22 protein-coding genes and 2 pseudogenes are annotated in these 22461 nt (G+C 70.7%); 12 read left to right on the top strand and 12 right to left on the bottom strand.

Annotated features, from left to right (window positions below):
- Positions 1-4: 4 nt before the first annotated feature.
- Complete coding sequence (gene uvrB / locus ACWD5Q_RS03910; protein WP_451425396.1) at positions 5-2143, bottom strand: excinuclease ABC subunit UvrB; 2139 nt, start codon at positions 2141-2143, stop codon at positions 5-7.
- 39 nt (positions 2144-2182) lie between these two features.
- Entirely contained in the window at positions 2183-3049 is an 867-nt protein-coding gene (locus ACWD5Q_RS03905; RefSeq protein WP_451425395.1) for an MHYT domain-containing protein, read from the bottom strand.
- A 279-nt stretch (positions 3050-3328) separates the two neighbouring features.
- Here ACWD5Q_RS03905 and ACWD5Q_RS03900 point away from each other — a divergent pair, with 279 nt between their 5' ends.
- The 4 genes and pseudogenes from ACWD5Q_RS03900 to ACWD5Q_RS03885 all read left to right on the top strand — a co-directional run.
- Complete coding sequence (locus tag ACWD5Q_RS03900; protein ID WP_451425394.1) at positions 3329-4204, top strand: glycerophosphodiester phosphodiesterase; 876 nt, start codon at positions 3329-3331, stop codon at positions 4202-4204.
- Positions 4205-4279: 75 nt separating this feature from the next.
- Positions 4280-4834 (top strand): methylated-DNA--[protein]-cysteine S-methyltransferase, encoded by a 555-nt coding sequence (locus ACWD5Q_RS03895; protein WP_451425393.1) that lies wholly within the window; start codon positions 4280-4282, stop codon positions 4832-4834.
- Between the two features lie 204 nt (positions 4835-5038).
- Positions 5039-5944 carry a pseudouridine-5'-phosphate glycosidase gene (locus ACWD5Q_RS03890; protein ID WP_451425392.1) on the top strand — a complete coding sequence of 302 codons (906 nt, stop codon included), beginning with the start codon at positions 5039-5041 and terminating at the stop codon, positions 5942-5944.
- A 59-nt stretch (positions 5945-6003) separates the two neighbouring features.
- A pseudogene (locus ACWD5Q_RS03885) lies at positions 6004-6267 on the top strand (carbohydrate kinase family protein); the annotation flags it as partial.
- A gap of 52 nt (positions 6268-6319) precedes the next feature.
- Here the strand turns inward: ACWD5Q_RS03885 and ACWD5Q_RS03880 are convergent.
- Positions 6320-7114, bottom strand: a complete 795-nt coding sequence (locus ACWD5Q_RS03880; protein WP_451425391.1) for a methyltransferase domain-containing protein — start codon at positions 7112-7114, stop codon at positions 6320-6322.
- 197 nt (positions 7115-7311) lie between these two features.
- Between ACWD5Q_RS03880 and corA the strand changes: the two genes are divergently transcribed.
- Complete coding sequence (corA, locus tag ACWD5Q_RS03875) at positions 7312-8439, top strand: magnesium/cobalt transporter CorA (protein ID WP_451425390.1); 1128 nt, start codon at positions 7312-7314, stop codon at positions 8437-8439.
- Between the two features lie 187 nt (positions 8440-8626).
- Here corA and ACWD5Q_RS03870 read toward each other — a convergent pair whose 3' ends face one another.
- On the bottom strand, positions 8627-9055 hold the full coding sequence (locus ACWD5Q_RS03870; protein ID WP_451425389.1) for a CBS domain-containing protein: 429 nt from the start codon (positions 9053-9055) through the stop codon (positions 8627-8629).
- A 152-nt stretch (positions 9056-9207) separates the two neighbouring features.
- A complete protein-coding gene (locus tag ACWD5Q_RS03865; protein ID WP_451425388.1) occupies positions 9208-9849 on the bottom strand; it encodes a uridine kinase in 642 nt (213 codons plus the stop codon).
- A gap of 155 nt (positions 9850-10004) precedes the next feature.
- Between ACWD5Q_RS03865 and ACWD5Q_RS03860 the strand changes: the two genes are divergently transcribed.
- A complete protein-coding gene (locus ACWD5Q_RS03860) occupies positions 10005-10694 on the top strand; it encodes a DUF2293 domain-containing protein (protein ID WP_451425387.1) in 690 nt (229 codons plus the stop codon).
- 558 nt (positions 10695-11252) lie between these two features.
- Positions 11253-12743, top strand: coding sequence for a glutamate synthase subunit beta (locus tag ACWD5Q_RS03855; protein ID WP_451425386.1), 1491 nt, complete (start codon positions 11253-11255; stop codon positions 12741-12743).
- A 90-nt stretch (positions 12744-12833) separates the two neighbouring features.
- On the opposite strand, the gene ACWD5Q_RS03850 is transcribed toward ACWD5Q_RS03855, so the two are convergent.
- A complete protein-coding gene (locus ACWD5Q_RS03850) occupies positions 12834-13697 on the bottom strand; it encodes an ABC transporter permease (RefSeq protein ID WP_451425385.1) in 864 nt (287 codons plus the stop codon).
- Positions 13694-14605, bottom strand: a complete 912-nt coding sequence (locus tag ACWD5Q_RS03845) for an ABC transporter ATP-binding protein (RefSeq protein WP_451425384.1) — start codon at positions 14603-14605, stop codon at positions 13694-13696. Before ACWD5Q_RS03845 ends, ACWD5Q_RS03850 begins: the two co-directional genes overlap by 4 nt.
- 134 nt (positions 14606-14739) lie before the next feature.
- On the opposite strand from ACWD5Q_RS03845, the gene ACWD5Q_RS03840 reads away from it, so the two are divergent.
- Complete coding sequence (locus ACWD5Q_RS03840) at positions 14740-15927, top strand: sensor histidine kinase (protein WP_451425383.1); 1188 nt, start codon at positions 14740-14742, stop codon at positions 15925-15927.
- Positions 15924-16580 carry a response regulator gene (locus tag ACWD5Q_RS03835; protein ID WP_451425382.1) on the top strand — a complete coding sequence of 219 codons (657 nt, stop codon included), beginning with the start codon at positions 15924-15926 and terminating at the stop codon, positions 16578-16580. The genes ACWD5Q_RS03840 and ACWD5Q_RS03835 overlap by 4 nt, the downstream gene beginning before the upstream one ends.
- Positions 16581-16951: 371 nt before the next feature.
- On the opposite strand, the gene ACWD5Q_RS03830 is transcribed toward ACWD5Q_RS03835, so the two are convergent.
- The 3 genes from ACWD5Q_RS03830 to ACWD5Q_RS03820 form a co-directional block, all read right to left on the bottom strand.
- Positions 16952-17767 (bottom strand): SAM-dependent methyltransferase, encoded by an 816-nt coding sequence (locus ACWD5Q_RS03830; protein ID WP_451425381.1) that lies wholly within the window; start codon positions 17765-17767, stop codon positions 16952-16954.
- 134 nt (positions 17768-17901) lie between these two features.
- A complete protein-coding gene (locus ACWD5Q_RS03825; RefSeq protein WP_451425380.1) occupies positions 17902-18156 on the bottom strand; it encodes a DUF397 domain-containing protein in 255 nt (84 codons plus the stop codon).
- Positions 18157-19017, bottom strand: coding sequence for a helix-turn-helix domain-containing protein (locus tag ACWD5Q_RS03820; RefSeq protein WP_451425379.1), 861 nt, complete (start codon positions 19015-19017; stop codon positions 18157-18159).
- 364 nt (positions 19018-19381) lie between these two features.
- Between ACWD5Q_RS03820 and ACWD5Q_RS03815 the strand changes: the two genes are divergently transcribed.
- Complete coding sequence (locus ACWD5Q_RS03815) at positions 19382-20107, top strand: ATP-binding protein (protein WP_451425378.1); 726 nt, start codon at positions 19382-19384, stop codon at positions 20105-20107.
- Positions 20108-20121: 14 nt separating this feature from the next.
- Positions 20122-20556, top strand: a complete 435-nt coding sequence (locus tag ACWD5Q_RS03810) for a hypothetical protein (protein ID WP_451425377.1) — start codon at positions 20122-20124, stop codon at positions 20554-20556.
- Positions 20557-20561: 5 nt separating this feature from the next.
- Here ACWD5Q_RS03810 and ACWD5Q_RS03805 read toward each other — a convergent pair.
- Together ACWD5Q_RS03805 and ACWD5Q_RS03800 are read right to left on the bottom strand one after the other, a co-directional pair.
- Positions 20562-20744 (bottom strand): annotated as a pseudogene (locus ACWD5Q_RS03805) (hypothetical protein); the annotation flags it as partial.
- Between the two features lie 202 nt (positions 20745-20946).
- Positions 20947-21738 (bottom strand): nucleotidyltransferase domain-containing protein, encoded by a 792-nt coding sequence (locus ACWD5Q_RS03800; protein WP_451425376.1) that lies wholly within the window; start codon positions 21736-21738, stop codon positions 20947-20949.
- Positions 21739-22041: 303 nt separating this feature from the next.
- On the opposite strand from ACWD5Q_RS03800, the gene ACWD5Q_RS03795 reads away from it, so the two are divergent.
- On the top strand, positions 22042-22449 hold the full coding sequence (locus ACWD5Q_RS03795) for a RidA family protein (RefSeq protein ID WP_451425375.1): 408 nt from the start codon (positions 22042-22044) through the stop codon (positions 22447-22449).
- Positions 22450-22461 lie beyond the last annotated feature (12 nt).

Below are 22461 nucleotides of genomic sequence, written 5' to 3'. Positions count from 1 at the left end.
GCCGTCAGGCCAGGCCCGCCTCCCTCATCTGACGCAGTTCCTTCTTCATCTCGGACACCTCGTCGCGCAGCCGGGCCGCGATCTCGAACTGCAGATCCGCGGCCGCGGCCCGCATCCGCTCGGTCAGCTCCTCGATCTGCTCGGCGAGCTCGGCCGCCGGACGGTCGGTCGGGACCGTCTCCTTGGCCTTGCCCTTGGCGGATTTGGCGCCCTTCGCCGCCTGGCCGCCGAGCGAGGGCACGGGGGCCTTGGCGCCCTTGCCGTCCTTCACCTTGCGGTATCCGCTCCCGAGCAGCTGCTCCGTGTCCACGTCCTCCCGGGCGATCTGCGCCACAATGTCGTTGATCTTCTTGCGGAGCGGCTGCGGGTCGATGCCGTGCGCCTTGTTGTACGCGACCTGCTTCTCGCGGCGGCGGTTGGTCTCCTCGATGGCCTTCTCCATCGCCGGCGTGATCTTGTCGGCGTACATATGGACCTGACCCGAGACATTGCGCGCGGCACGGCCGATGGTCTGGATGAGGGAGGTCCCCGAGCGCAGGAAGCCCTCCTTGTCGGCGTCGAGGATCGCCACCAGGGAGACCTCGGGCAGGTCGAGGCCCTCCCGGAGGAGGTTGATGCCGACCAGGACGTCGTACTCACCGGAGCGCAGCTCGCGCAGCAGCTCGACCCGGCGCAGGGTGTCCACGTCGCTGTGCAGATAGCGCACCTGGATGCCGAGCTCCAGGAAGTAGTCGGTGAGGTCCTCGGCCATCTTCTTGGTGAGCGTGGTGACCAGGACGCGCTCGTCCTTCTCGGTGCGCTTGCGGATCTCGTGCACCAGGTCGTCGATCTGGCCCTCGGTGGGCTTGACCACGACTTCGGGGTCGACGAGTCCGGTGGGGCGGATGATCTGCTCGACCTGGCCGTCGGAGCGGGACAGCTCGTACTGCCCCGGGGTCGCCGAGAGATAGACGGTCTGGCCGATGCGCCGCTGGAACTCCTCCCACTTCAGCGGGCGGTTGTCCAGGGCCGAGGGCAGGCGGAAGCCGTGCTCGACCAGAGTGCGCTTGCGGGAGGCGTCGCCCTCGTACATGGCACCGATCTGCGGCACCGTGACGTGTGACTCGTCGATGACGAGCAGGAAGTCCTCCGGGAAGTAGTCGAGCAGGGTGTTCGGCGCGGAGCCGGGCTCGCGGGCGTCGAAGTGCATCGAGTAGTTCTCCACGCCGGAGCAGGTGCCGATCTGGCGGAGCATCTCGATGTCGTACGTCGTGCGCATGCGCAGCCGCTGGGCCTCCAGGAGCTTGCCCTGCTTCTCCAGCTCGGCCAGGCGCTCCTCCAGCTCCTTCTCGATGCCGTTGACCGCCCGTTCCATGCGCTCGGGTCCCGCGATGTAGTGGGAGGCGGGGAAGACGTGCAGCTGCTCGTCGTCGCTGATGACCTCGCCGGTGAGCGGGTGGAGGGTGGAGAGGGCCTCGATCTCGTCGCCGAACATCTCGATGCGGACGGCCAGCTCCTCGTAGACCGGGAAGATCTCGATGGTGTCGCCGCGCACCCGGAAGGTGCCCCGGGTGAACGCCATGTCGTTGCGCGTGTACTGGATGTCGACGAAGCGGCGCAGCAGCTCGTCGCGGTCGATCTCGTCGCCGACCTTGAGGCTGACCATGCGGTCCACGTACTCCTGCGGGGTACCGAGGCCGTAGATGCAGGAGACCGAGGCGACCACGATGACGTCACGGCGGGTGAGCAGCGAGTTGGTCGCGGAGTGGCGCAGGCGCTCCACCTCCTCGTTGATCGAGGAGTCCTTCTCGATGTACGTGTCCGACTGCGGGACGTACGCCTCGGGCTGGTAGTAGTCGTAGTACGAGACGAAGTATTCGACCGCGTTGTTCGGCAACAGCTCGCGGAACTCGTTGGCCAGCTGGGCGGCCAGTGTCTTGTTCGGGGCCATCACCAGGGTGGGCCGCTGAAGCTTCTCGATCATCCACGCGGTGGTCGCGGACTTGCCGGTGCCGGTCGCGCCCAGCAGGACGACGTCCTTCTCACCTGCGCGGATGCGCTTGTCCAGCTCGGCGATGGCCGTGGGCTGGTCACCGCTGGGCTGATAGGGGCTGACGACCTCGAAGGGCGCCACCGAGCGTTCGATCTGGGAAACGGGCCGCATGTTCTCCACCGTACGACCCCGCACTGACATCGGGGGCGGTCACCGGTTCTGCGGAGCCCGGAAGTCCCGCTGGGCGGGGCGTCGGCGAAGGCGGGAGGACGGATGCCGTCCGGTGTGGGTGACCTGGGGATGGGCCGGGATCCCGGGCTTGCGCTCCACCGGGGTCCAGGCGGGCTTGCCCATGACCATCAGCGGGTCGAACATCACGACGACGCCGGCGAGGCACAGGAAGGCGAGCGGGCCGATCATCATCGGGGCGAGCAGGGCTGCGGGCGTCTCACCGCCGGGTGTTCCCCCGGTGCCGTGCAGATGGACGGAGAGGGCGGCCATGCCCGTGTAGTGCATGCCCGTGACGGCGAGTCCCATGACGAGGCTCGCCCCGACGCTCCAGAGGAAGCCGCGGATCTGTCCGGCGGCCCAGAGGGCGGCGGTCGCCGCGACGACCGCGATGACGACGGACGCTGCGACGGTGAGGGTGTTGTACTCCAACACCCCGTCGAGACGCATCCCGGCCATGCCGAGGTAGTGCATCGAGGCGATACCCAGACCGGTGAGGGTGCCACCGGTGAAGAGCGCCACCCCGGTCGCGCCCCGGTACCCCACGATGAAGACGCCGACTCCGACCATGACGACGCCGACGACGAGGCTCGCGAACGTGATCGTCCTGTCGTAGTGGATCGGGGTGTGCCGCACGGTGAACCCCATCATCGCGATGAAGTGCATGGTCCAGATGCCCGACCCGATGGCGGTCGACCCCAGGGCGAGCCATCCGGCCCGCCAGGACTGGGCCACCAGCATCGATCGTGCGGTGCAGCGCAGACCGAGCGCGCCGCCGAGGCAGGCCATGAGGTACGCCACCACCGGAGTGACAAGTCCGTAGCTGAAGCCGTCGACGGTGCTCTGCATGCGCGTCGGCCCTCCTCACCCTGAATGCGTCCCTGAAATCCGGAAATGTCCCCATCCCCAGGACCGCGACGACGGTCAGGGTTGTGGCAGAGAGTATGACTCCCACCGGAACGGGCGAACGATTTTCCGGCAAAGAAGCACGACGCTGCCGCACTTGTGCGGCACTTGTGAGCGCTTCTGGGCAACCCCTGCCGATCTGTGCCCGCCCCGTTCCTCACGTACCTGTCCGTCTGCTGCCACTCTGGTGCTGTATGTGATCGTCCGACGTGAGGAGTAGGTATGCACGCGCGCGTTGCAGTCGCCGCCACGGCCGTCGCGTTCTTCGGAGTCGGGATCGCCATACTGCCGACGCCGCACGCCGGGGCCGCCGGCGGCGACCGGCTGGTCGTCGTCGCCCACCGCGGCGCCTCCGGCTCCGCGCCCGAGAACACCCTGGCCGCCATCGACAAGGCGGCCGCCATGGGTTTCCGCTGGGTCGAGAACGACGTGCAGCGCACCAAGGACGGCCGGCTCGTCGTGATCCACGACGCCACGCTGGACCGGACGACCAATGTCAGAAAGCTGTTCCCGCACCGGGCGCCCTGGCGGGTGAAGGACTTCACCGCCAAGGAGATCGCGCGCCTGGACGCGGGAGGCTGGTACGGCCGACGGTACGCGGGCGTGGGGGTACCGACGCTGCAGCAGTACATGGAGCGCCTGTCGCACAACCATCAGAACCTGGTCCTGGAGATCAAGAACCCAGAGCTGTATCCGGGCATCGAGCGCGAGACCCTCGCGCTGCTGGCCAAGGAAGGCTGGCTCGACTCCGGCCACCTGAGGAGACGGCTGATCGTCCAGAGCTTCAGCGCGGCCAGTGTGCGCACGGTCCACGACCTGCGACCGGGGATCAGGACGGCTTATCTCGGCACACCGCGGGTGACGGAGCTGCCGGCGTACTCCCGGTTCGCCGACCAGATCAACGCGGAGTACACCAGGCTCTCGCCCGGATACGTCTCCGCGGTGCACGCGCTCAAGGGGCCGCACGACAAGCCGATGAGGGTCTTCGCCTGGACCGTCAACGGCGCGGACGAGGCCCGGCGGGTGGACGGCTTCGGCGTGGACGGTGTCATCACGAACGTCCCCGACGTGGTGCGGACGGCGGTCACGGCCCGCTGATCCCGCGCCTGCGAATGCGACCGGCCGGCCCCCGTCCACGGCGGCGTTGTCGGTGCCGGGCCGTACGGTGGGCACATGAACAGTGACGGGCAGGACGAGCAGCGCCTGGTGTGGACCGTGGTCGCCACGGACATCGGCCCCCTGCTGCTGGCCGCGACGCGCGACGGCCTGGTGAACGTGGTGTTCCACGCGACGGAGGCCGTGCGCGACACGTCCCTGGCGCGGCTGGCGTCCCGGCTCGGCACGGAGCCCGTCGAGGCCCCGGACGCTCCGCTCCTGACCGAGGCGATACGCCAGCTGACGGCCTACTTCGCGGGTGGGCTGCGCGACTTCGCGCTGCCGCTGGACTGGTCCCTGATCACCGGCTTCAACCGGCAGGTGCTGCGCGCGCTGGCCTCCGGCGTGCCGTACGGGGCCGTGGTGGGGTACGGCGATCTGGCCCGCCGGGTGGGCCAGCCGGGGGCGGCCCAGGCCGTGGGGATGGCGATGGGTGCGAACCCGCTGCCGGTGGTCGTGCCGTGCCATCGCGTGGTCGAGAGCGACGGCGGCATCGGCGGGTTCGGGGGCGGGCTGGAGACCAAACGCAAGCTGCTCGCGCTCGAAGGGGTGCTGCCGGTACCGCTTTTCTGACCCGCTCCGCGGACTGCTCGCAGGGCCGTGCCTCGAAGACGTTCCCGTCCGGGTCGCGGATCCACAGGGACGGCCCGGTCACGACGTGGCGAGTTGTCCGTCATGGCCCCAGGCTGGTGTTCTCCCGCCCATGGCTCGCACGTGTTTGGCCGGGGGCGCCGCCCGCCAGAGATGAGGGAAGACCGAGAGACAGGAGGCACGCGCGTGCTGATGGTGTCCGAAGAGGTGCGGGAGGCCCTCGCCGCCCGCCGGCCGGTGGTGGCTCTGGAATCGACGATCATCGCGCACGGGCTGCCCCGGCCGCGGAACCTCCAGGTCGCACTGGACCTGGAGGACCTCGTACGGCAGGAGGGCTGCGTGCCGGCGACGATCGCCGTCCTGGACGGCCAGGCCCATGTCGGGCTGAACAAGGAGCAGGTCGAGCGGATCGCGAACGAGGAGGGGGTCCGCAAGCTGGGCCATCGCGATCTGCCGCTCGCGGCCGCAGCGGGGGTGAGCGGGGCGACGACGGTGTCCGCGACGGCCCTGCTTGCCTCCCTCGCCGGGGTACGGGTCTTCGCGACGGGCGGCCTCGGCGGGGTGCACCGGCAGTGGACCGCGACCCAGGACGAGTCCGCCGACCTGGGTCTGCTGGCCAGAACTAGGATCACCGTGGTGTGCGCGGGCGTGAAGTCGATCCTGGACGTGCCGGCGACGCTGCAGCGTCTGGAGACACTGGGCGTGGCGGTGGCCGGATACCGCACCGACCGGTTCCCGGGCTTCTATCTGTCCGACTCCGGGCATCCGGTCGACTGGACCCTGGAGTCTCCGGACGAGGTGGCGGGCGTCATGCGGGCACAGGACGTGCTCGGGGGTCCGGACTCGGCGCTCATCGTCGCCCAGCCCGTCGCGGCCGAGGAGCAACTCGATCCGCAGCTCCACGCGCGTGTGCTGGCCGCCGCGCTGCAGGCATGCGAGGACGAGGGTGTCACCGGTCAGGCGGTCACGCCGTTCCTGCTCGACTATCTGGTACGGCACACCGAGGGGGCCTCGCTGAGTGCCAATCTGGCGGCGGTGCGCAGCAACGTACTCCTCGCGGCACGGATCGCGGCGGCCTGGGCGAAGGCGTGAGCGGGGCTCTGCTCGTCATCGGGGACGTCGTCACGGATGTCGTCGCCCGGCACCGCGGCCTGAGCCGCGAGTTGCCCCTGGTGGTCGCCAAGCAGGGCGCGGAGGGGGCGCTGGTGGCCGTGTCGGGAACGGTCCGTGCCCGGATCCCGGCAGTCCCCGCCACCCCTCGGGACACCACGGGCGCGGGCGACGCCTTCACCGGGGCCTTCCTGGCGGCCCTCCTGACGGGGGCGGAACCGGAGGAGGCGACGGCGCAAGGGTGCAGGGCGGGGGCCATGGCGGTAGGGAAAGTGGGAGGCAGGCCCCCGGCGGGCGGCGGGTAGGTGCCCCGGGGGCCTGCTGCGCCCTGCCGGGCGCCGCCCTCCCCCGGTGCCGCTACTCCTTGCGCCCCCAGGCCGAGATCAACGGGGATGTGGCCAGGTCCATCGTGCCGGACGCGACATGGGACAGATGACGGTCGATCTCCTCGTCCGTGGCGAGGCCCGCGGCGACGAGCCGGTCACGGACCTGCCGGACGGTCGCGGCTTCGAGGACCGCGCCGGCGGGCGAGGCGAGCGGAAAGTACGCGTCCGCCTCCACCCGCCGCAGCCCCGCCTCGCGGAGCAGGCGCGGCAGCCGGCGGCCGTAGGAGAGGTCGGCACCGCGTTGGGCGAGGAGCGTGCGGAAACCCCGGCGCAGACGGTTGGCGAGCTGTTGCTCGGGGCCGTACTCGTCCGGGCAGATGAGGGGCTGGAGCTCGGGGTCGGCATCCTCGACCAGCAGCCATCCGCCGGGCCTCAGGGCCTTGATCATCGACTGCAACGCCCTTTCCCGGTCCGGTACATGGACGAGGACGAGCCGGGCGTGCACCAGGTCGAATCCCACCCCCGGCGGCTCTTCGACGCCGACGTCGTGGGTACGGATCTGGATCGGGGGCCGGGCGGCCGACACCGCCCACGAGGTGTCGATGTCGGTGGCGAGGACCTTTCCGGTCGGACCGACCTTCTTGGCGAGCCAGGAGACCACGGAGGTGCCGCCGGCGCCGACCTCCCAGCAACGCCAGCCGGGCCCGATACCGAGGTCCTCGATATGACGGAACGTCGTGGGATCGAAGAGAGCGGAGAGCGCGTCGAAACGCCGGCCCGCCTCGGCCTGCTGGTTGTCGAGGAGATACCCGTCGCTCGGCGTCATACGGCGATCATCCCACCTGTCCGCCCCGGCCGTGCCCGCCGACCCTCCGCGTGACCGGTGCCGGGTGACCCGACAAGCCGTGTACCGAAGCGGAACTTTCCGTTTCCACAGGCTTCTCCAGCGATCGAGGCCGACTGGCAGACTGGCCCGCGAGGGCGCCGGGTGCGGCGCAAGGAGATCCATCCAAGGAGATCCAGATGTCCATGGCAGGGAATCTGCGGAGGGTCACGGGCCTCGACAGGGTCAGCGGCCTCCGCAAGGTGGCGCGATTGGCGCGGCGCCGGGCGCGCGTCGATCTGAGCCACCCCGCCCGGTCGCCACTGGGCTCCGCGGTGGTCAACTGCGTGACGTATCGGGAGGGCGTCCGCGTTCCCGACGGCGGGAATCTGGTCGAGTCCGTGGAGCGGGTCCGCAGGAGCGACGACGGATTCGTCTGGCTCGGGCTGCACGAGCCGACGGACCAGGAGTTCGCGGGAATCGCCGAGCTCTTCGATCTGCATCCGCTCGCGGCCGAGGACGCGGTCGAGGCGCACCAGCGCCCGAAGCTGGAGCGGTACGGGGAAACGCTGTTCGCCGTCTTCAAGACCGTCTGCTACGTGGAACACAAGGAGTTGACCGCGACAAGCGAGGTGGTGAGCACCGGCGAGATCATGGTGTTCATCGGTCCCGCCTTCGTCATCACGGTGCGACACGGACGGCACGGCTCTCTCGGGCCGTTGCGTGAGGAACTGGAGGCCCACCCCCAGCAGCTCGCGAAGGGCCCCGCCGCGGTGCTGCACGCGATCGCCGACCATGTGGTGGACGACTATCTGAGCGTCACGGACGCGGTGCAGGAGGACATCGACCAGGTCGAGACGGATGTGTTCGCGGAGAACGGCGCGCGACTGGATCCGGGCCGCATCTACCAGCTCAAACGTGAACTCCTGGAACTGAAGCGGGCGGTGGCGCCCCTGGACCGGCCCCTCCAGGAGCTGGCCACCAGGCCGATCCGGGTGATCGCCCCGGAGATACAGGCGTACTTCCGGGACGTCTTCGACCATCTGCTGCGCGCCACCGAACAGATTGCCTCCTTCGACGAACTGCTCAACTCGATCCTGCAGGCACATCTCGCGCAGGTGAGCCTCGCTCAGAACGACGACATGCGCAGAATCACGGCCTGGGCCGCGCTGATCGCGGTGCCGACGATGGTCACCGGTGTGTACGGCATGAACTTCACATACATGCCCGAGCTGCACTGGAGACTCGGCTACCCCCTGGTTCTGGTCGTGATAGCCGTCGCCTGTCTCGTCCTGTACCGGGGGTTCAAGCGCAACGGCTGGTTGTGACCCCGCGGGCCCGACGCCAGGCTGCCCCCGGCTCTCGGGGTGCCCGGTGCCGCCGGTCCGAGCCGGTCGACGACTGCCGACCGGCTGGCGGACGGGCCGGGGGTGGCCTGCGCCCCGGGTGGAACGGTCGGCGGGCCGTGGGCACGCCTGGTCCGGGTCTGCGTGGTCCGGGTCAGCGTGGTCCGGGTCAGCGCGTCGCGCTCCTCGCGTAGACGTTCTCGACCCACTCGACCATCTGATTCTCCGTCAGGTGACCGGCCAGGTCGGATTCGCTGATCATGCCGACGAGGCGCTTGTTCTCGATGACGGGAAGCCGGCGGATCTGGTGCCCCTCCATCTCCTGGAGCACCTCGCTGATGTCGGCGTTCGAGTCGACCCAGCGCGGTGTGCCTCGGGCCATCTCGCCCGCAGTCACCCGTGAGGGATCGTGGCCCACGGCCACACAGCCGACGACGATGTCGCGGTCGGTGAGGATGCCGCAGAGCCGTTCGTTCTCGTCACTGATGGGCAGCGCACCGACGTTGAGTTCGCGCATCAGCTGGGCGGCGCGGTCCAGGGTTTCATGGGCGGGGATCCACTGGGCACCACGGTGCATGATGTCTCCGGCGGTGGTCATGTAGTACCTCCCGTTGCCGGACGGCCGGCGCGGCACGGGACGCACCGCATGTCCCGGCGTCCTCAATTCTCGCCGTGCCCGCGCCCAGGCGCACCCGGAGGCGCGGGGCGGGCGGCGTGGGCAGGCCGGTCAGCGGGGTGCGCGGGGTGCGTTCAGCCGTTCCAGGCGGGGTGGCGCGGGTCGTCCGCGCGGACCAGGACGTCGGCGGAGGCCCCCGGGGAGATTTCCGCCTCGTAGCGCTCGAAGGCGGGAAGGGTCCAGTGCTCGGACTCGGGGGTGCGGCGGCGCAGGGCGCCGGCCGACAGGAGCAGATGGACGGTCAGGTCGAAGGGGAACCAGTGCCGAAGGAGGAGGGGACCATGGAGCAACAGGGGGCTGCCGGGCGGGAGTCGGACGGAGGGGCTCCGTGTGGCGCGGTCGGTGACCGGGTCCCGCAGATCGGGCAGGACGCGGCCGTCGGCGCCGGGTTCGAGGGGCCCGAAGACCTCGCGCCACAGGGCGCCGGTGTCGAGCCATCCGTCGTAGTAGGAGTCCGGGTCCCGGTGGCCGTGTTCCAGGCGCAGGGACGCGGGGCGCAGGAAGCCCTCCGTGCCGACGACGAGCGAGGAGCGGCCGCGTATCCGCAGGGCGTCGGACACACGCTGGGCAAGGTCGCCGGGGCGCGCGGCCGGGGCTCCGTCGAAGGCGATGCGCGGCCATGGGCTGCCGTCGTCGGGCTTCAGGTCGAGCAGCCGGTCGGCGAGGAGGTCGCCGAGCCGTTCCCAGGTGATCGCTTCGAGTCGCACAGAGCCCATGATGCCGCGCCACCGGGGTGGAACCACGAGACGGCCGGCCCCCTCGCACAAGGACGGGCGCGGCGGAGTCGCTGCCGGGCGGGATCGCGTCGAGGCCGCGGCCAGGACGGGGTCCATCGGGATCGCCGCTCGGCCGGGCGGGGAATGGAGTGGGTATGGCGCCGAGCGTAACTACCCCACCTGATGACGGACTTCTGGTGTTCCAGTCACTGAAGCGGCGGCACTGCGCCGGGTGCCGCAGCGGGCCTTTGCCGTTGCTGGTGCTGGAGGAGGGAACGCCCCGGTGCCTGGACTGTGCGGACCTCGGGCATCTGGTGTTCCTGCCGCGTGGCGACGCGGCGCTGACCAGGCGGTCACGGGAGGCGAGTGCGCTCTCCGCGGTGGTGGTGCGGTTCAACCGGCGTCACGGCCGGTACGAGCGGCAGGGGGTGCTCGTCGAGGAGGCGGCGCTCGCGCTCGCCGAGGAGCGGTGCCTGGCGGATGCGGAGGCGCGGCGCAGACGCCGGGCGCGGGACGCACAGCGGCGCGCGGTCGAGGACCTGCGGTTCACGGAGGCTTTCGCTCGGGAGGTCCGTCGGCTGTTTCCCGGGTGCCCGGCCGGGCGTGCGGAGGAGATCGCGGCGCATGCCGCGGTGCGCGGGAGCGGACGGGTCGGCCGCAGCGCGGCGGGGCGGACGCTGTCGCCGGACGCGGTGACGGCGGCGGTGCGGGCGTCGATACGGCACCTGGAGACGCCGTACGACCGGCTGCTGATGAACGGGGTGCCGAGACCCGAGGCGCGTCGGCACATCTCTGAGAGCGTGGAGACGGTGCTGCGGGAGTGGCGGCTTCGAGAGGCGGCGTGACCGGGGCGGGCCGACCGGGACGGGGCCGGGGCCCGAGGTCGGAGCCGGGACGGGACGGGGGTCGGGCCGGGACGGGACGGGACGGGGTCGAGGGTCGGGGCGGGCCGGGCCGGGCCGGGGCAGGGTCGGGGGTCGGGCCGGGGTCGGGCCGGGGTCGGGGTCGGACGCAGATCGGGGCCCGGGACGGGGCGGACCGGGCCAGGGCCGGCTGCCACTGCCACTGCCACAGCCACAGCCACAGCCACAGCCACAGCCGGGGCGGGAGTCGGTCGTTCGGCTGTCGGCTTGTGGCCGGTGCGGCGCGGGCGGTGGACGGTCACGTATGCGTTCGCGTGGGGCGATCACATGGTCACCATGCTCGTACGCGAGGTCACGTACGGTGACCCGGAGGCCGTGAAGGTTTCCGGGTTCGTCCTCGCCCGCGCCCGGGCGGCATCCCCGCTCCTTGCCCGAGCGGCCCGAGCTGCGGTCGGGGGCCTGCTGACGAGGGGCGAACGGGAAAAGAGCGTCGTATCGTGGCACGAAGCGACCCCGTACGCGTGCACGAGGGGGACGGCCATGGCCGATCCCAAGGGCTTTATGAGCACCCCCCGGGAGGAGTGGCCCCGCAGGCCCGTGGAGGAACGGGTGCGGGACTGGAACGAGGTGTACGTCCCGGGCGCCCTGCTGCCGATCATCAGCCGCCAGGCGAACCGGTGCATGGACTGCGGGGTCCCCTTCTGTCACGAGGCGTGCCCGCTCGGCAACCTGATCCCCGAGTGGAACGGCCTCGTCTCGCGCGAGGACTGGCGCGCGGCCGGCGACCGGCTGCACGCCACGAACAACTTCCCGGAGTTCACGGGGCGGCTGTGTCCGGCGCCGTGCGAGGCGGGGTGCGTACTCGCCATCAACCAGCCCGCGGTCACCATCAAGAACGTGGAGGTGGCCATCGCCGACCGGGCCTGGGAGGAGGGGTTCGCGCCACCGCGTCCGCCGGAGCGGCTGTCGGGGCGGACGGTCGCGATCGTGGGGTCGGGGCCGGCCGGGCTCGCGGCGGCCCAGCAGCTCACGCGCGCCGGGCACACGGTGGCGGTGTACGAGCGCGCGGACCGGATCGGAGGGCTGCTGCGGTACGGGATACCGGCGTTCAAGATGGAGAAACGGCATCTCGACCGACGCCTGGGGCAGATGCGTGCGGAGGGGACCAAGTTCCGTACGTCGACGGCCATCGGGAAGGACATCGGGGCCGCCGAACTACGGGCGCGATACGACGCCGTGGTGATCGCGACGGGCGCCACGGCATGGCGGGAACTGGACGTGCCCGGGCGGGAGCTGGCCGGGATCCATCAGGCGATGGTGTATCTGCCGCTGGCCGACCGGGTGTGCGAGGGGGACCTGGAGGTCTCGCCGCTGACGGCGGCGGGAAAGCATGTCGTGATCGTGGGGGGCGGGGACACGGGGGCGGACTGTCTCGGTACCGCGGTACGCGAAGGGGCGGCGTCCGTGACCCAGCTCGACATCTACCCACAGCCGGAGGCGGGCCGGAACGAGGACACCCAACCGTGGCCGACGTACCCGAAGATCTACCGGCTGTCCGCCGCGCACGAGGAGGCGCGCGATCTGCGGACCGCGCCCGAGGCGGACGCGGACGCCCGGCTGTTCGCGGCGTCCACGCTGCGCTTCACGGGGGATGCCGAGGGGCACGTACGCGCGCTGCACCTGGTCGAGGTGGACGAGCGGCGGCGACCGGTGGCGGGTACCGGGCGGACGCTGCCCGCGGACCTCGTGCTGCTCGCGCTGGGCTTCTCGGGGCCCGACCGCGGGGACGGGCTGATCGACCAGCTCGGGATCGCGCTCGACGCACGCGGGACCATCGCGCGGGACGAGGACTTCGCGACGAACGTCCCGGGGGTGTACGCCGCGGGGGACGCCGCGCGCGGACAGTCGCTGATCGTGTGGGCGATCGCCGAGGGGCGGGCCGTGGCGGCGGCGGTCGACCGACGGCTGACGGGCGGCGCGTCGCACCTGACGGCCCCGATCGGGCCGTACGACCGGCCGATGACGGCGTAGACGTGGTGATCGTGGTGACCCGCCATTCGACCTGGCCGGGACGGCGGCAGCCCATCGGCGGTTGCGGGTGCCGCCTGCGCAAAGCCGCCTTCACACGTCCCGGCGCCGCACGACAACCACGGCGACGATCACCGAAACGAGCGCCCAGGCCGCGAGCGCGATCCACGAGCCGGTGATCGTTCCCGGATACTTGCCCAGGTCGGTAGAGGAGTTCGGGTTGAGAGCCAGTCGGCTCTCGGCGTGGAGGGGCAGATAGTCGCCGATCTCCTTGAGGAGTTTGTACCGGTCACCGCCGAAGAGCAGAGGCACGATGAACAGAAGCCCTACGACTGCGATGATCGAGGCGGTGGCGTGTCGCAAGACGGCGCCGAACGCCATGCCGATGAGCGCGCAGACCGGAACGACCAGCCCGTAGGCCATGACCGCCCGCAGACAGCCGGGGTCGTTGATCGAAAGCCCGACGTGGCGGGAGGCCAGCATCGCATTGGTGGTGAAGAACGACGTCGTGGAGACGATCACGCCGAGGACGAGTGTGATCACCGTGACGAGGGCCACCTTGGCCGTGATCACCGCGCGGCGGTCGGGAACGGCGGCGAACGTGGTCCGGATCATTCCGGTGGCGTACTCGCCGAAGACCGTGATGGCGCCGAAGCTGGCCGCCGCCAGCGCCATGAGGTCGGCGGCGATGCTGTTGAGGCCGTGGAACAGCGGGTCGTACCGGAAGGGCGGCGAGCCGGGCACCACGGGATGCGGACGGTCTATGTACGGCAGATCGCTGTGGACGGCGTTCACGTTGATCGCGATGGCGGCCACCGCGCTGAGCGCGAGCACCCAGTAGGTCGACCGCAGCGACCGCGTCTTGATCCACTCGGCGCCGAGCAGGTCCACGAACCGCGGCGCGGGTTCCGCCACACGCTCGGACGGCCTGGTGCCGGACAACGTCGGTGTGCTCATCGGGTCTCTCCTGCGAGGTATTCGACGCTGTCGGCGGTGAGGGACATGAAGGCCGACTCCAGAGACGAGGTCTGGGGGGTGAGTTCGTGCAGCACGATGCGGTGCTGGTGGGCGAGCTCTCCGATCCGGGCCGCGGTCAGGCCGGTGACCCGGCCCGTCTCGTCGCTCTCCCTCAGTACCGACGCGCCCTCGGCGATCAGCGCGTCCGCCAATGCAGCCAGGTCGGGCGTGTGCACGGTCGCGCTCAGGGAAGCGTCGCGGTCCGCGAAGTCCGCCAGACTCCGGTCTGCGATCAATCGGCCCCGACCGATGACGATGAGCTGGTCAGCGGTGTGCTGCATCTCGGCCATCATGTGGCTGGAGACGAACACGGTGCGGCCCTCGGACGCCAGGCGGCGAAACAGCCCGCGCACCCACAGCACGCCTTCGGGATCCAGCCCATTCAGCGGCTCGTCGAACAGCAGTACTGGCGGGTCGCCGAGGAGGGCGCCCGCGATGCCGAGCCGCTGCTTCATCCCGAGAGAGAACCCCCCGATGCGGCGCCGCGCCGCTTTGGCCAGGCCGACCTCCTGAAGGACCTCGTCCACACGGGCCGGCGGGATGCGGTTACTGCGGGCCAGGGCGGACAGGTGCGCCTGCGCGCTTCGTCCGCCGTGGACGTCCTGCCCGTCCAGCAGCGCGCCGACGTGGCGCAGCCCGCGCGGACGATTCGAGAAGGGGACCCCGTCCACGGTGACGGATCCACCGCTGGCGGCGTTCAGTCCCAGGATCATCCTCAGCGTGGTGGACTTGCCGGCGCCGTTCGGGCCGAGGAAGCCGTTGACCTTACCCGGTTCCACGGTGAAGGTCAGGTTGTCGACGGCGACGGTGTCGCCGTACCGCTTGGTCAGTCGGGTGGCTTCGATCACGGGCCAACGGTGCCGGGGAGGATGGGGTGCCGGCATCGGCCCGTGGGCCACACCTGGGGTCGCGTGCCGGTAGCCCGGGGGATTACGCCCGTGGGCCGATGTCGCGGCGGGGCGGCGCGCATACGATCTGCCCCATGACCGCCGCGCCTCGTCCACCCATGCTCAAGTCCGTGCCCTCGGGTGTGTGGGTGGCGGCCTTCTGGTCAACCGTCATCCTGGTGCGCACGCTTCAACGGCCGGACGAGTTGCGGCGTCTGCTCCGGTACAACGGCAACATCGAGGACGCACCGCTCCTGGTCACCGCCATCGTCACGACTCTGGGCGCACTGCTGCTGTTCCGCGCGCCACTGGCGGCCGTGGCCGTGGCGCTCGCGGGAGCCGTCTTCTCGTCCGGGATGCCGGTGCGGGAGACGCCGTTCGTGCTCTTCCTCCTGGCCGACGCGCTTGTGGGCTACACCTCGGCAACCCGCTCGCGGCACATATCGGTCTTGGCCGCCATGCTGCCGGTCGGCACGGTGGCCGCGGACACGGTCTGGCGGTTGGCACTCGGGTACGCGGTCAACCTCTCGGTGCAGGCCGCCTTGGCGTTGACCGTCGTCATCGCCTGGCTGATCGGCAACACGATCCATCAGAACCGGGTGCACGCGGACACAGTGCGCGCCCAGGCCACACAGCAGGCAGTCACCGCCGAACGGCTGCGCATCGCCCGGGAGCTGCACGACATGGTCGCCCACAACATTGGCATCATCGCCATCCAGGCCGGCGTGGGCAGCCGGGTCATGGACACCCAGCCCGCCGAGACGCGCAACGCGCTGGACGCCATCGAGGCCACCGGCAGGGAGACCCTCGCCGGCCTGCGGCAGATGCTCGGCGCGCTGCGGCAGGGCGACCAGGCGTCCGCGCCACTCGGCCCAGCCCCTGGTCTGGCCGCCCTGGATCACCTGGTCGGGCGGACCGCGGCCGCCGGCGTCCGGGTCGACGTCCGATGGCGGGGGGACCGTCGCAGGCTGCCCTCCGACATCGACCTGGCGGCCTTCCGCATCGTCCAGGAGGCGGTCACCAACGTCGTGCGGCACTCCGGCACCCGGGACTGCAGCGTGACAGTCGACTACCGGCAGGACGAACTGGCCGTCGATATCGTCGACCTCGGCTGTGGTGGCACCGGCTCAGGCTCAGGCTCAGGCTCAGGCTCCGGCTTCGGTATCGCCGGGATGCGGGAGCGGGTCAGTGTGCTGCACGGCGAGTTCAGCGCCGGGCCGCGTCCGGAAGGCGGTTTTCACGTGGCAGCGCGGCTGCCGGTGCCTGTGGAGGTGGGACGGTGATCCGTGCTGTTCTGATCGACGACCAGCCCCTGATCCGTACCGGCCTGCGCGTCCTCATCGCCGACACCCCCGATCTGGAGGTAGTCGGGGAAGCCGGGAACGGCGCCGAGGCGGTGGACCTGGTCACCCGGCTGCGGCCGGACGTTGCTGTCATGGACATCCGGATGCCCGGTACGGACGGCATCGAAGCCACCCGCCGGATCACCGCGGATCCGGAGTCGCAGACCCATGTCCTCGTCCTCACCACCTTCGACGACGACTACGTCTACGGCGCGCTTCGCGCCGGAGCGAGCGGCTTCCTCGTCAAGGACATGCCCCTGGAGACCATCCTCGACGGGATCAGGGTCGTCGCCGCCGGAGACGCACTCATAGCTCCGAGTGTCACGCGCCGTCTTATCGAGGAGTTCGCCGCACGCCCCGAACCCTCCGCCGCCCGCCGGGTGGTGGTCGACGGCATCACCTCCCGGGAACGCGAGGTCCTGACCCTCGTCGGCCGCGGGCTGTCCAACACCGAAATCGCCCAGGAGCTCTCCATCAGCGTGGCCACCGCCAAGGCGCACCTCGCACGACTCTTCACCAAACTCGACGCACGCGACCGGGTCCACCTCGTCATCCTCGCCTACGAGATCGGCCTGGTCTCGCCCTCACGGTGAGGTGGGCGGTCGAGCAGGAACGACCCGGGAGAGCGGTTTGGTGTCACATGAGTTGACACCCATGCGCACAGTGGTCGAGATCGGCTGGACGCGAGGCCGACGGCCGCGGCCGATGCACCCCGACACCCTCTCCGCTCTGGTCAACGACCTCGGCATCCCCACCATCGCCGGCCGGGCCTCCGCGATCCGCCAGCACGTTCTGGAGATGCCCGCCCCCGTCGTCGCCGACGCCCTCGGCCACCACCCATCTCCTCCGGCCCCGAGGGGGACGACTGCTGCCGGGTGGCCGGTCCAGGGCCACGGGCTTGGGGCCACACGCCCCAAAGGGGCCTCACGGCCCTGGGCCCCGGCCATCCGGCGGAACCCCGGAGTCACGGCTTGCGGGCCACCGCGGCGTAGCCCGGAATGACGCCGTCGTCCTGTCCCGGGACCGGCTCGCCCAGCTCCGGGTGCCACTGGTGGACCACCGCCACCCCGGGTTCGACGAGGTCGAGCCCGTGGAAGAAGCGGGCGAACTCGTCGCGGGAGCGAAGCGCGAGGGTGATCCCGGCCGCCTTGAGCTTCTCGCTCGCCGCCGCCGAGTCATCCGGGGTGAAGTCGGCGGTGGCGTGGGTCATCATCAGGTAGCTGCCGGAGGGCAGTTCGGACAGCAGCCGGCTCACCAGGGTCTGCGCGCCGTCCTCGTCGGAGACGAAGTGCAGCAGCGCCACGAGGGACAGCGCGATGGGCCGGTCGAAGTCCAGAACCCGCCGGGCGCCGTCGATGATGGTGTCCGGGTCCCGCACGTCGGCCTGCAGGTACTCGGTCACCCCCTCGGGCGTGCTGCGCAGCAGGGCCGCCGCGTGGGCCAGCACGATGGGGTCGTTGTCGCAGTAGACGATGCGCGCGTCCGGTGCGATGGCCTGAGCGATCTGATGCAGGTTCGGCTCGGTCGGAATGCCCGTCCCGATGTCCAGGAACTGCCGTACGCCCTGGTGCGCCAGCCAGCGCGTGGCGCGGTGCATGAACGCACGGTTGACCCGTGCCATCACCGGCACCCTGGGCTCGAGGAGGAGCATCTGCCGGCCCATCTCCTCGTCGACGGGATAGTTGTCCTTCCCGCCGAGGTACCAGTCGTACATCCGTGCCGGATGCGGCTTGCTCGTGTCGATGACGACAGCGTCCGGTGCGGGGTTCTGCCCGGTCATGAAGGAACTCCGTAATTCCGTGGGAACGTCAGTGATCAACTGGACTGAACAACTGAACTGAACAACCGAATGACAAGTCGGTGGTGCCGGCAACTCGGTGGTGCGGATAACAACGTCGTGGAACGACGCATCAGTCACGAGACCAGGAAGTCGGCCTCCCCCGCCTTGGCTCCCTCGATGAACGCGGTCATCTCGTCGGAGGTGTAGATCAGCGCGGGCCCGTCCGGGTCGGTGGACTGGCGGACGGCGACCCGGCCGTCGGCGAGCTTCATCGCCTCCAGGCAGTTGCCGCCGTTGCCTCCGCTCCACGGCTTGTGCCAGCCCTCGCTGCCGAGTTCGCGGGCGGGCATGCCGTTGTAGACGCGTGCGCGCGGCGTGATGCGGTTCATTCACAGCTCCTTGCGGAGATCCTCGAGGATCTCCTTCGTGCGTTGTGCTGTAGCGGCCTGGGCCGCCATGCGGTCCATGACCTCGAGGTGGGTCGCCACCTCGGTACGCGCGTCGAGGTAGACGGCGCCGGTCAGGTACTCGCTGTAGACCATGTCCGGCAGTTCTGACATGGCAAATCGGAACAGGACGAAGGGCCCGTACGTACCGGGGTGCGGTCCCGAGGAGAACTCGAGCACCTGCAGCGTCACATGGGGCAGTTGTGCAATCTCCAGCAGCCTGTCGACCTGGGCACGCATGACGCGGGGCCCGACGACCGGGCGACGCAGCGCGGTCTCCTCCATCACGATCCAGATCCGGGGCGCGTCCTCGCGTGTGAGCAGTGCCTGGCGCTGCATGCGCAACGCCACATGACGCTCGATGTCCTCGGGGCTGGTCTGCCCGACGGCGCCCGATCTCAGGACGCCCTGGGCGTACTCCTCGGTCTGCATGATGCCGGGCACGAAGTGCGGTTCGTACTGGCGGATGAGCGCGGCCGCACCCTCCAGGCTCACGTACATCGAGAACCAGCCAGGCAGAATGTCGTGAAACCGCTGCCACCAACCCGGTTTGTTGGCGTCCTCGGCGAGTTGGACGAAGGCCTCGGCCTCCTCGTCGCCCACCCCGTACGCCTTCAGCAGGAGCTGGAGGTACGGGATCTTCAGGGCGACCTCGGCCATCTCCATGCGGCGCACGGTGGCGGGCGCGACGCGCAGAATACGTGCGGCTTCCTCCCGTTTGAGGCCCGCGCGTTCACGAAGGTCCAGCAGGCGCCGACCGAGGACGACCTGACCGACCGTCGGCGCCGAGCGCGGCTCGCTCACCTCGCGTTCCTCCTGTCCTGATGTGTTCCGGCAGCCCGGATCGAGCCGTTCGGGACCTCGCGGCACTCTCGCGCACGCCCGTGTTCGGCTTCGATCCGTCCCTGCTCGTTCGATCCGTTCCCGTGCTGGTTCGATCCGCTTCGGTGCTGGTTCGATCCGCTTCGGTGCCGGTAATGGCCCGTTCCTCACCGTTCGATCCGTTCCCAGCCGGTGTGGGTACCCGGCCCGGCCGTCCGTGCCTCGGATCCCAACTGACACCGCTCCGCAGGCCGTTGCGAGCAGTGTGCCATGGCCCTTCATCGAGTCGCACTGCACTCTGCATTTTTCAGAGTGACCCTTGCCAAGTGTTCATGCCACAGCGATAGTGGCATGCGTGATTCCGTCCGCGTCGTTAGGAACAGACGCCTCCGCAGACCGGTTCGGCCCGGGCGGTGCCTCAGCGCCGCGCCCCCGCGCGGCTGCCGAGCGCCGTTTCCGCTTCGAGTTGGCCGCACACCCCGGCTCCGTCGCACGGGCGCGGCAGGTGACACGCGCCCGGCTGTCCGGCTGGGCGGTGTGTGAGGACACGTGCGACACGGCCGCCCTGGTCGTCTCCGAACTCGTCACCAACGCGATCGTGCACACCGCCGGAGAGCATGTCGTGTGTGAACTGCACGACAGCGGCGACCTGGTGCGCATAGCCGTCCAGGACGAGGGCTGCGCACCGGGCGAGCCGCACACCGGTCCGCAGCGCCCCGAGGAGGAGCACGGGAGGGGACTGCTCCTCATCGCGGCGCTGTGCCGTGCCTGGGGAGCCCAGGAGGCCGGGCCCGGGCTGCTGGTCTGGGCGGAGCTGGCACGGGACGCCGCACCGTCGGAGTCCGGTGAGCCGTCCGGCCCCGAGCCGCCCCGGGACCTGCCGTGTTCCGGCGGCAGGTCCGGGGCGGCCGAAGGCACGACGGCCCGGTCCGACCTCGGCTGGGGCGCCAAGAAGCCGCCGGCGGACGGCGGGGCACGTTCCGACCTGGGCTGGGGCGCGAAGCGGCCCCCGGCCGACGGCCGGGGTTCCGGGGCGCAGGCGTCCTGGGGGACGGAGACCGCGTGGACGTGAGGGGTGGCGGGGCCGTGGGACAGGGGGGCGCAGAAGTTCTGGCCCTGGACTCGCTGGTCCGCCTCGAGCGGGCGCGGCGGACATCCGGAGCGGCACCCAGGAGACTTGTCCTGCCCGAGGACATGACGGTGCCGCTCGGCTGCGACGCGGTGACCGTACCCGCCTCCTACGGCCCACTGCTGCTGTCCAGACTGCCGAGAGTGGGCTGCGTGTACGCCGACCGGGCCGACTGGTGGTGGATCGTGCCGGCGGACTCCGACGTCGCGTTGAACTGGCCCGCACCCGCGCGCTACTCCACAGGAGCGCTCGTCCCGGAGACGTCGGACGGCCCGGGGCTCATCCACCGGCCGGACGACACCCTGCCCTACACCCCGCCCATCCCGCTGTACCTGGCGCTGTGTCAGGTCACGGGCACGGCACCGGCGTGGTCACGGCCGCTCAGCGCATGACCGGGCGCCTGCCTGTCCGACGCGGCGTCGGCCCCCGGCACGATCACCAGGAACGCGTCCGTCGCGAGGTCCATGACGACCTCTGCGGGCTGCCCCTCCAGACGGCGCGCCTGCGCGTACTCCTCCGCCGGCCACGAGCCCCGCGGCCCGCCTGCGGGAAAGCGCTCCAGAACCGTTCGCCCGTTCATCCTGCACCTCCTTGCGACGCCGAGTCTCAGCGGCCGATCTCGATCGGCTCGTAGAGTCAAACGCTTCTCCCCCGGTGAACGGGGCGTGAAGTGACGGTACTGAGACGTATTCGACACTCGGTGACGGCCGACCGGCGAAGAAAATCCTCGGGGCCTGCACGACCGCAGACGGCAGGGGCGTGGAGCCGGGCCGCCCCACGGGCTACCCGGCCGCCGCCGATCCTCCCGCGGCGGCGAGGACGTCCTCGAAGAGTTTCCCGGCCGCCACGACGGCCGCCACGAGCGCGTCGGCGTCGGCCCGGAGCCCCGCCACGATCTCGTCCACGGCCCGCAGCCCCGCCCGCTCCAGCAGCCGCTTCTCGTTGGTCACCCATTCCCCACGCGCCGCGAGCACCGCGTGCGCGGTGTGCGCGGCCGCCAGGGCGAGGGCGCCGGCGACCTCGGTGAGGCGGCCCTTCGGGGCGTGGTTGGCCTTCGCGTACGCGAGGGTGGCGCGGGCCGTGTCGTACCAGCGGTCGGCGGCGGAGGCGCGCAGCTTCTGCGGGTACGAGGCGGGGCGCGGAAGGGTGCCCCGCAGCACCCGGTTGACGGCCAGTTCGGCGACCACCAGGTAGCTGGGGATGCCGGCGAGGTGAAAGAGCAGCGGCTCCACATGGAAGCGGCCTTCCTCAGCCTTCGCCAACTGGTGTTCCACGACATCGAGATCGCGGTAGTGGACGTCGACCCGGCGGCCCTCGACGGTCAGCCAGGCGCCACCGTTGAAGACGCCTCCGCCCCAGCCGCCGATCTCGGAGACCTCTCCGGGCCAGCCGATGGCCCGCAGGTCCGCGGGAGCGAAACCCGGGCCCCGGTAGTAGACGGCCAGGTCCCAGTCGCTGTCCGGGCTGTGGACGCCCTGTGCGCGGGAGCCGCCGAGCGCGACGGCCCGGACGGCGGGGAGCGCGGCCAGACGGTCCGCCACACGGTCGAGGAACGCCTCGTCGTCCGCGGTCATACGTCGGTGCCCTCACGTGCCCCGGCGCTCGCCGCCCGCGCGCCGAGCACGGTCGCTCCGGCCATCGCCGCCTCCGTCAACTCGTCCATCGGGCCCCCTTGATGAGGGTACGGAACCTACCCCGGTCCGCAGACGGCCGTGTGTCCGGCCGGTCCGCCGTCCGGTGCGATCCCGTGGGCTCCACATATTCGGATGCGCGAGCTGTCCCGCCCACGCATGATCGAGGGTTGCCGACGATCGGCGAACTGCCGCTCGCAACGACGTGCGGCCGGGCCGACACAATAAACGTTTCCAGGAGGTTCCATGCTGCAGCGCGTGACCGTTCCCACTCTGTTCCCGCCGCCCCGCTACGCGCACGCGTCCGTCGTGGAGGCGGGGACCCGGCTGGCGTTCCTGGCCGGGGCCGTGCCCCTCGACGCCGAGGGGAGGCTCATCGGCGAGGGCGATCCCGTGCGGCAGGCGCACCAGGTGCTCGCCAACCTCGACGAGCAGCTACGCGCGGTCGGCAGCGATATGGCGCATGTGGTGTCCACGGACGTGTATGTGGTGAGCGGTGAGCCGGCGGTGCTCTCCGCCGTGTGGGACGTGGTCGAGGCGTCGGAACTCAGTACCGGCCCGCACGCCTCGACACTCATCGGGGTGGCCTGCCTCGGCTACACCGGCCAGCTCGTGGAGATCACCGCGACGGCCGTGGTTCCCACGGCGCGGTGACCTGTGCCGGGC

The organism is Streptomyces sp. NPDC002513 (genome assembly GCF_053595355.1).
This window is presented reverse-complemented; position numbering and strand designations above follow the sequence as displayed.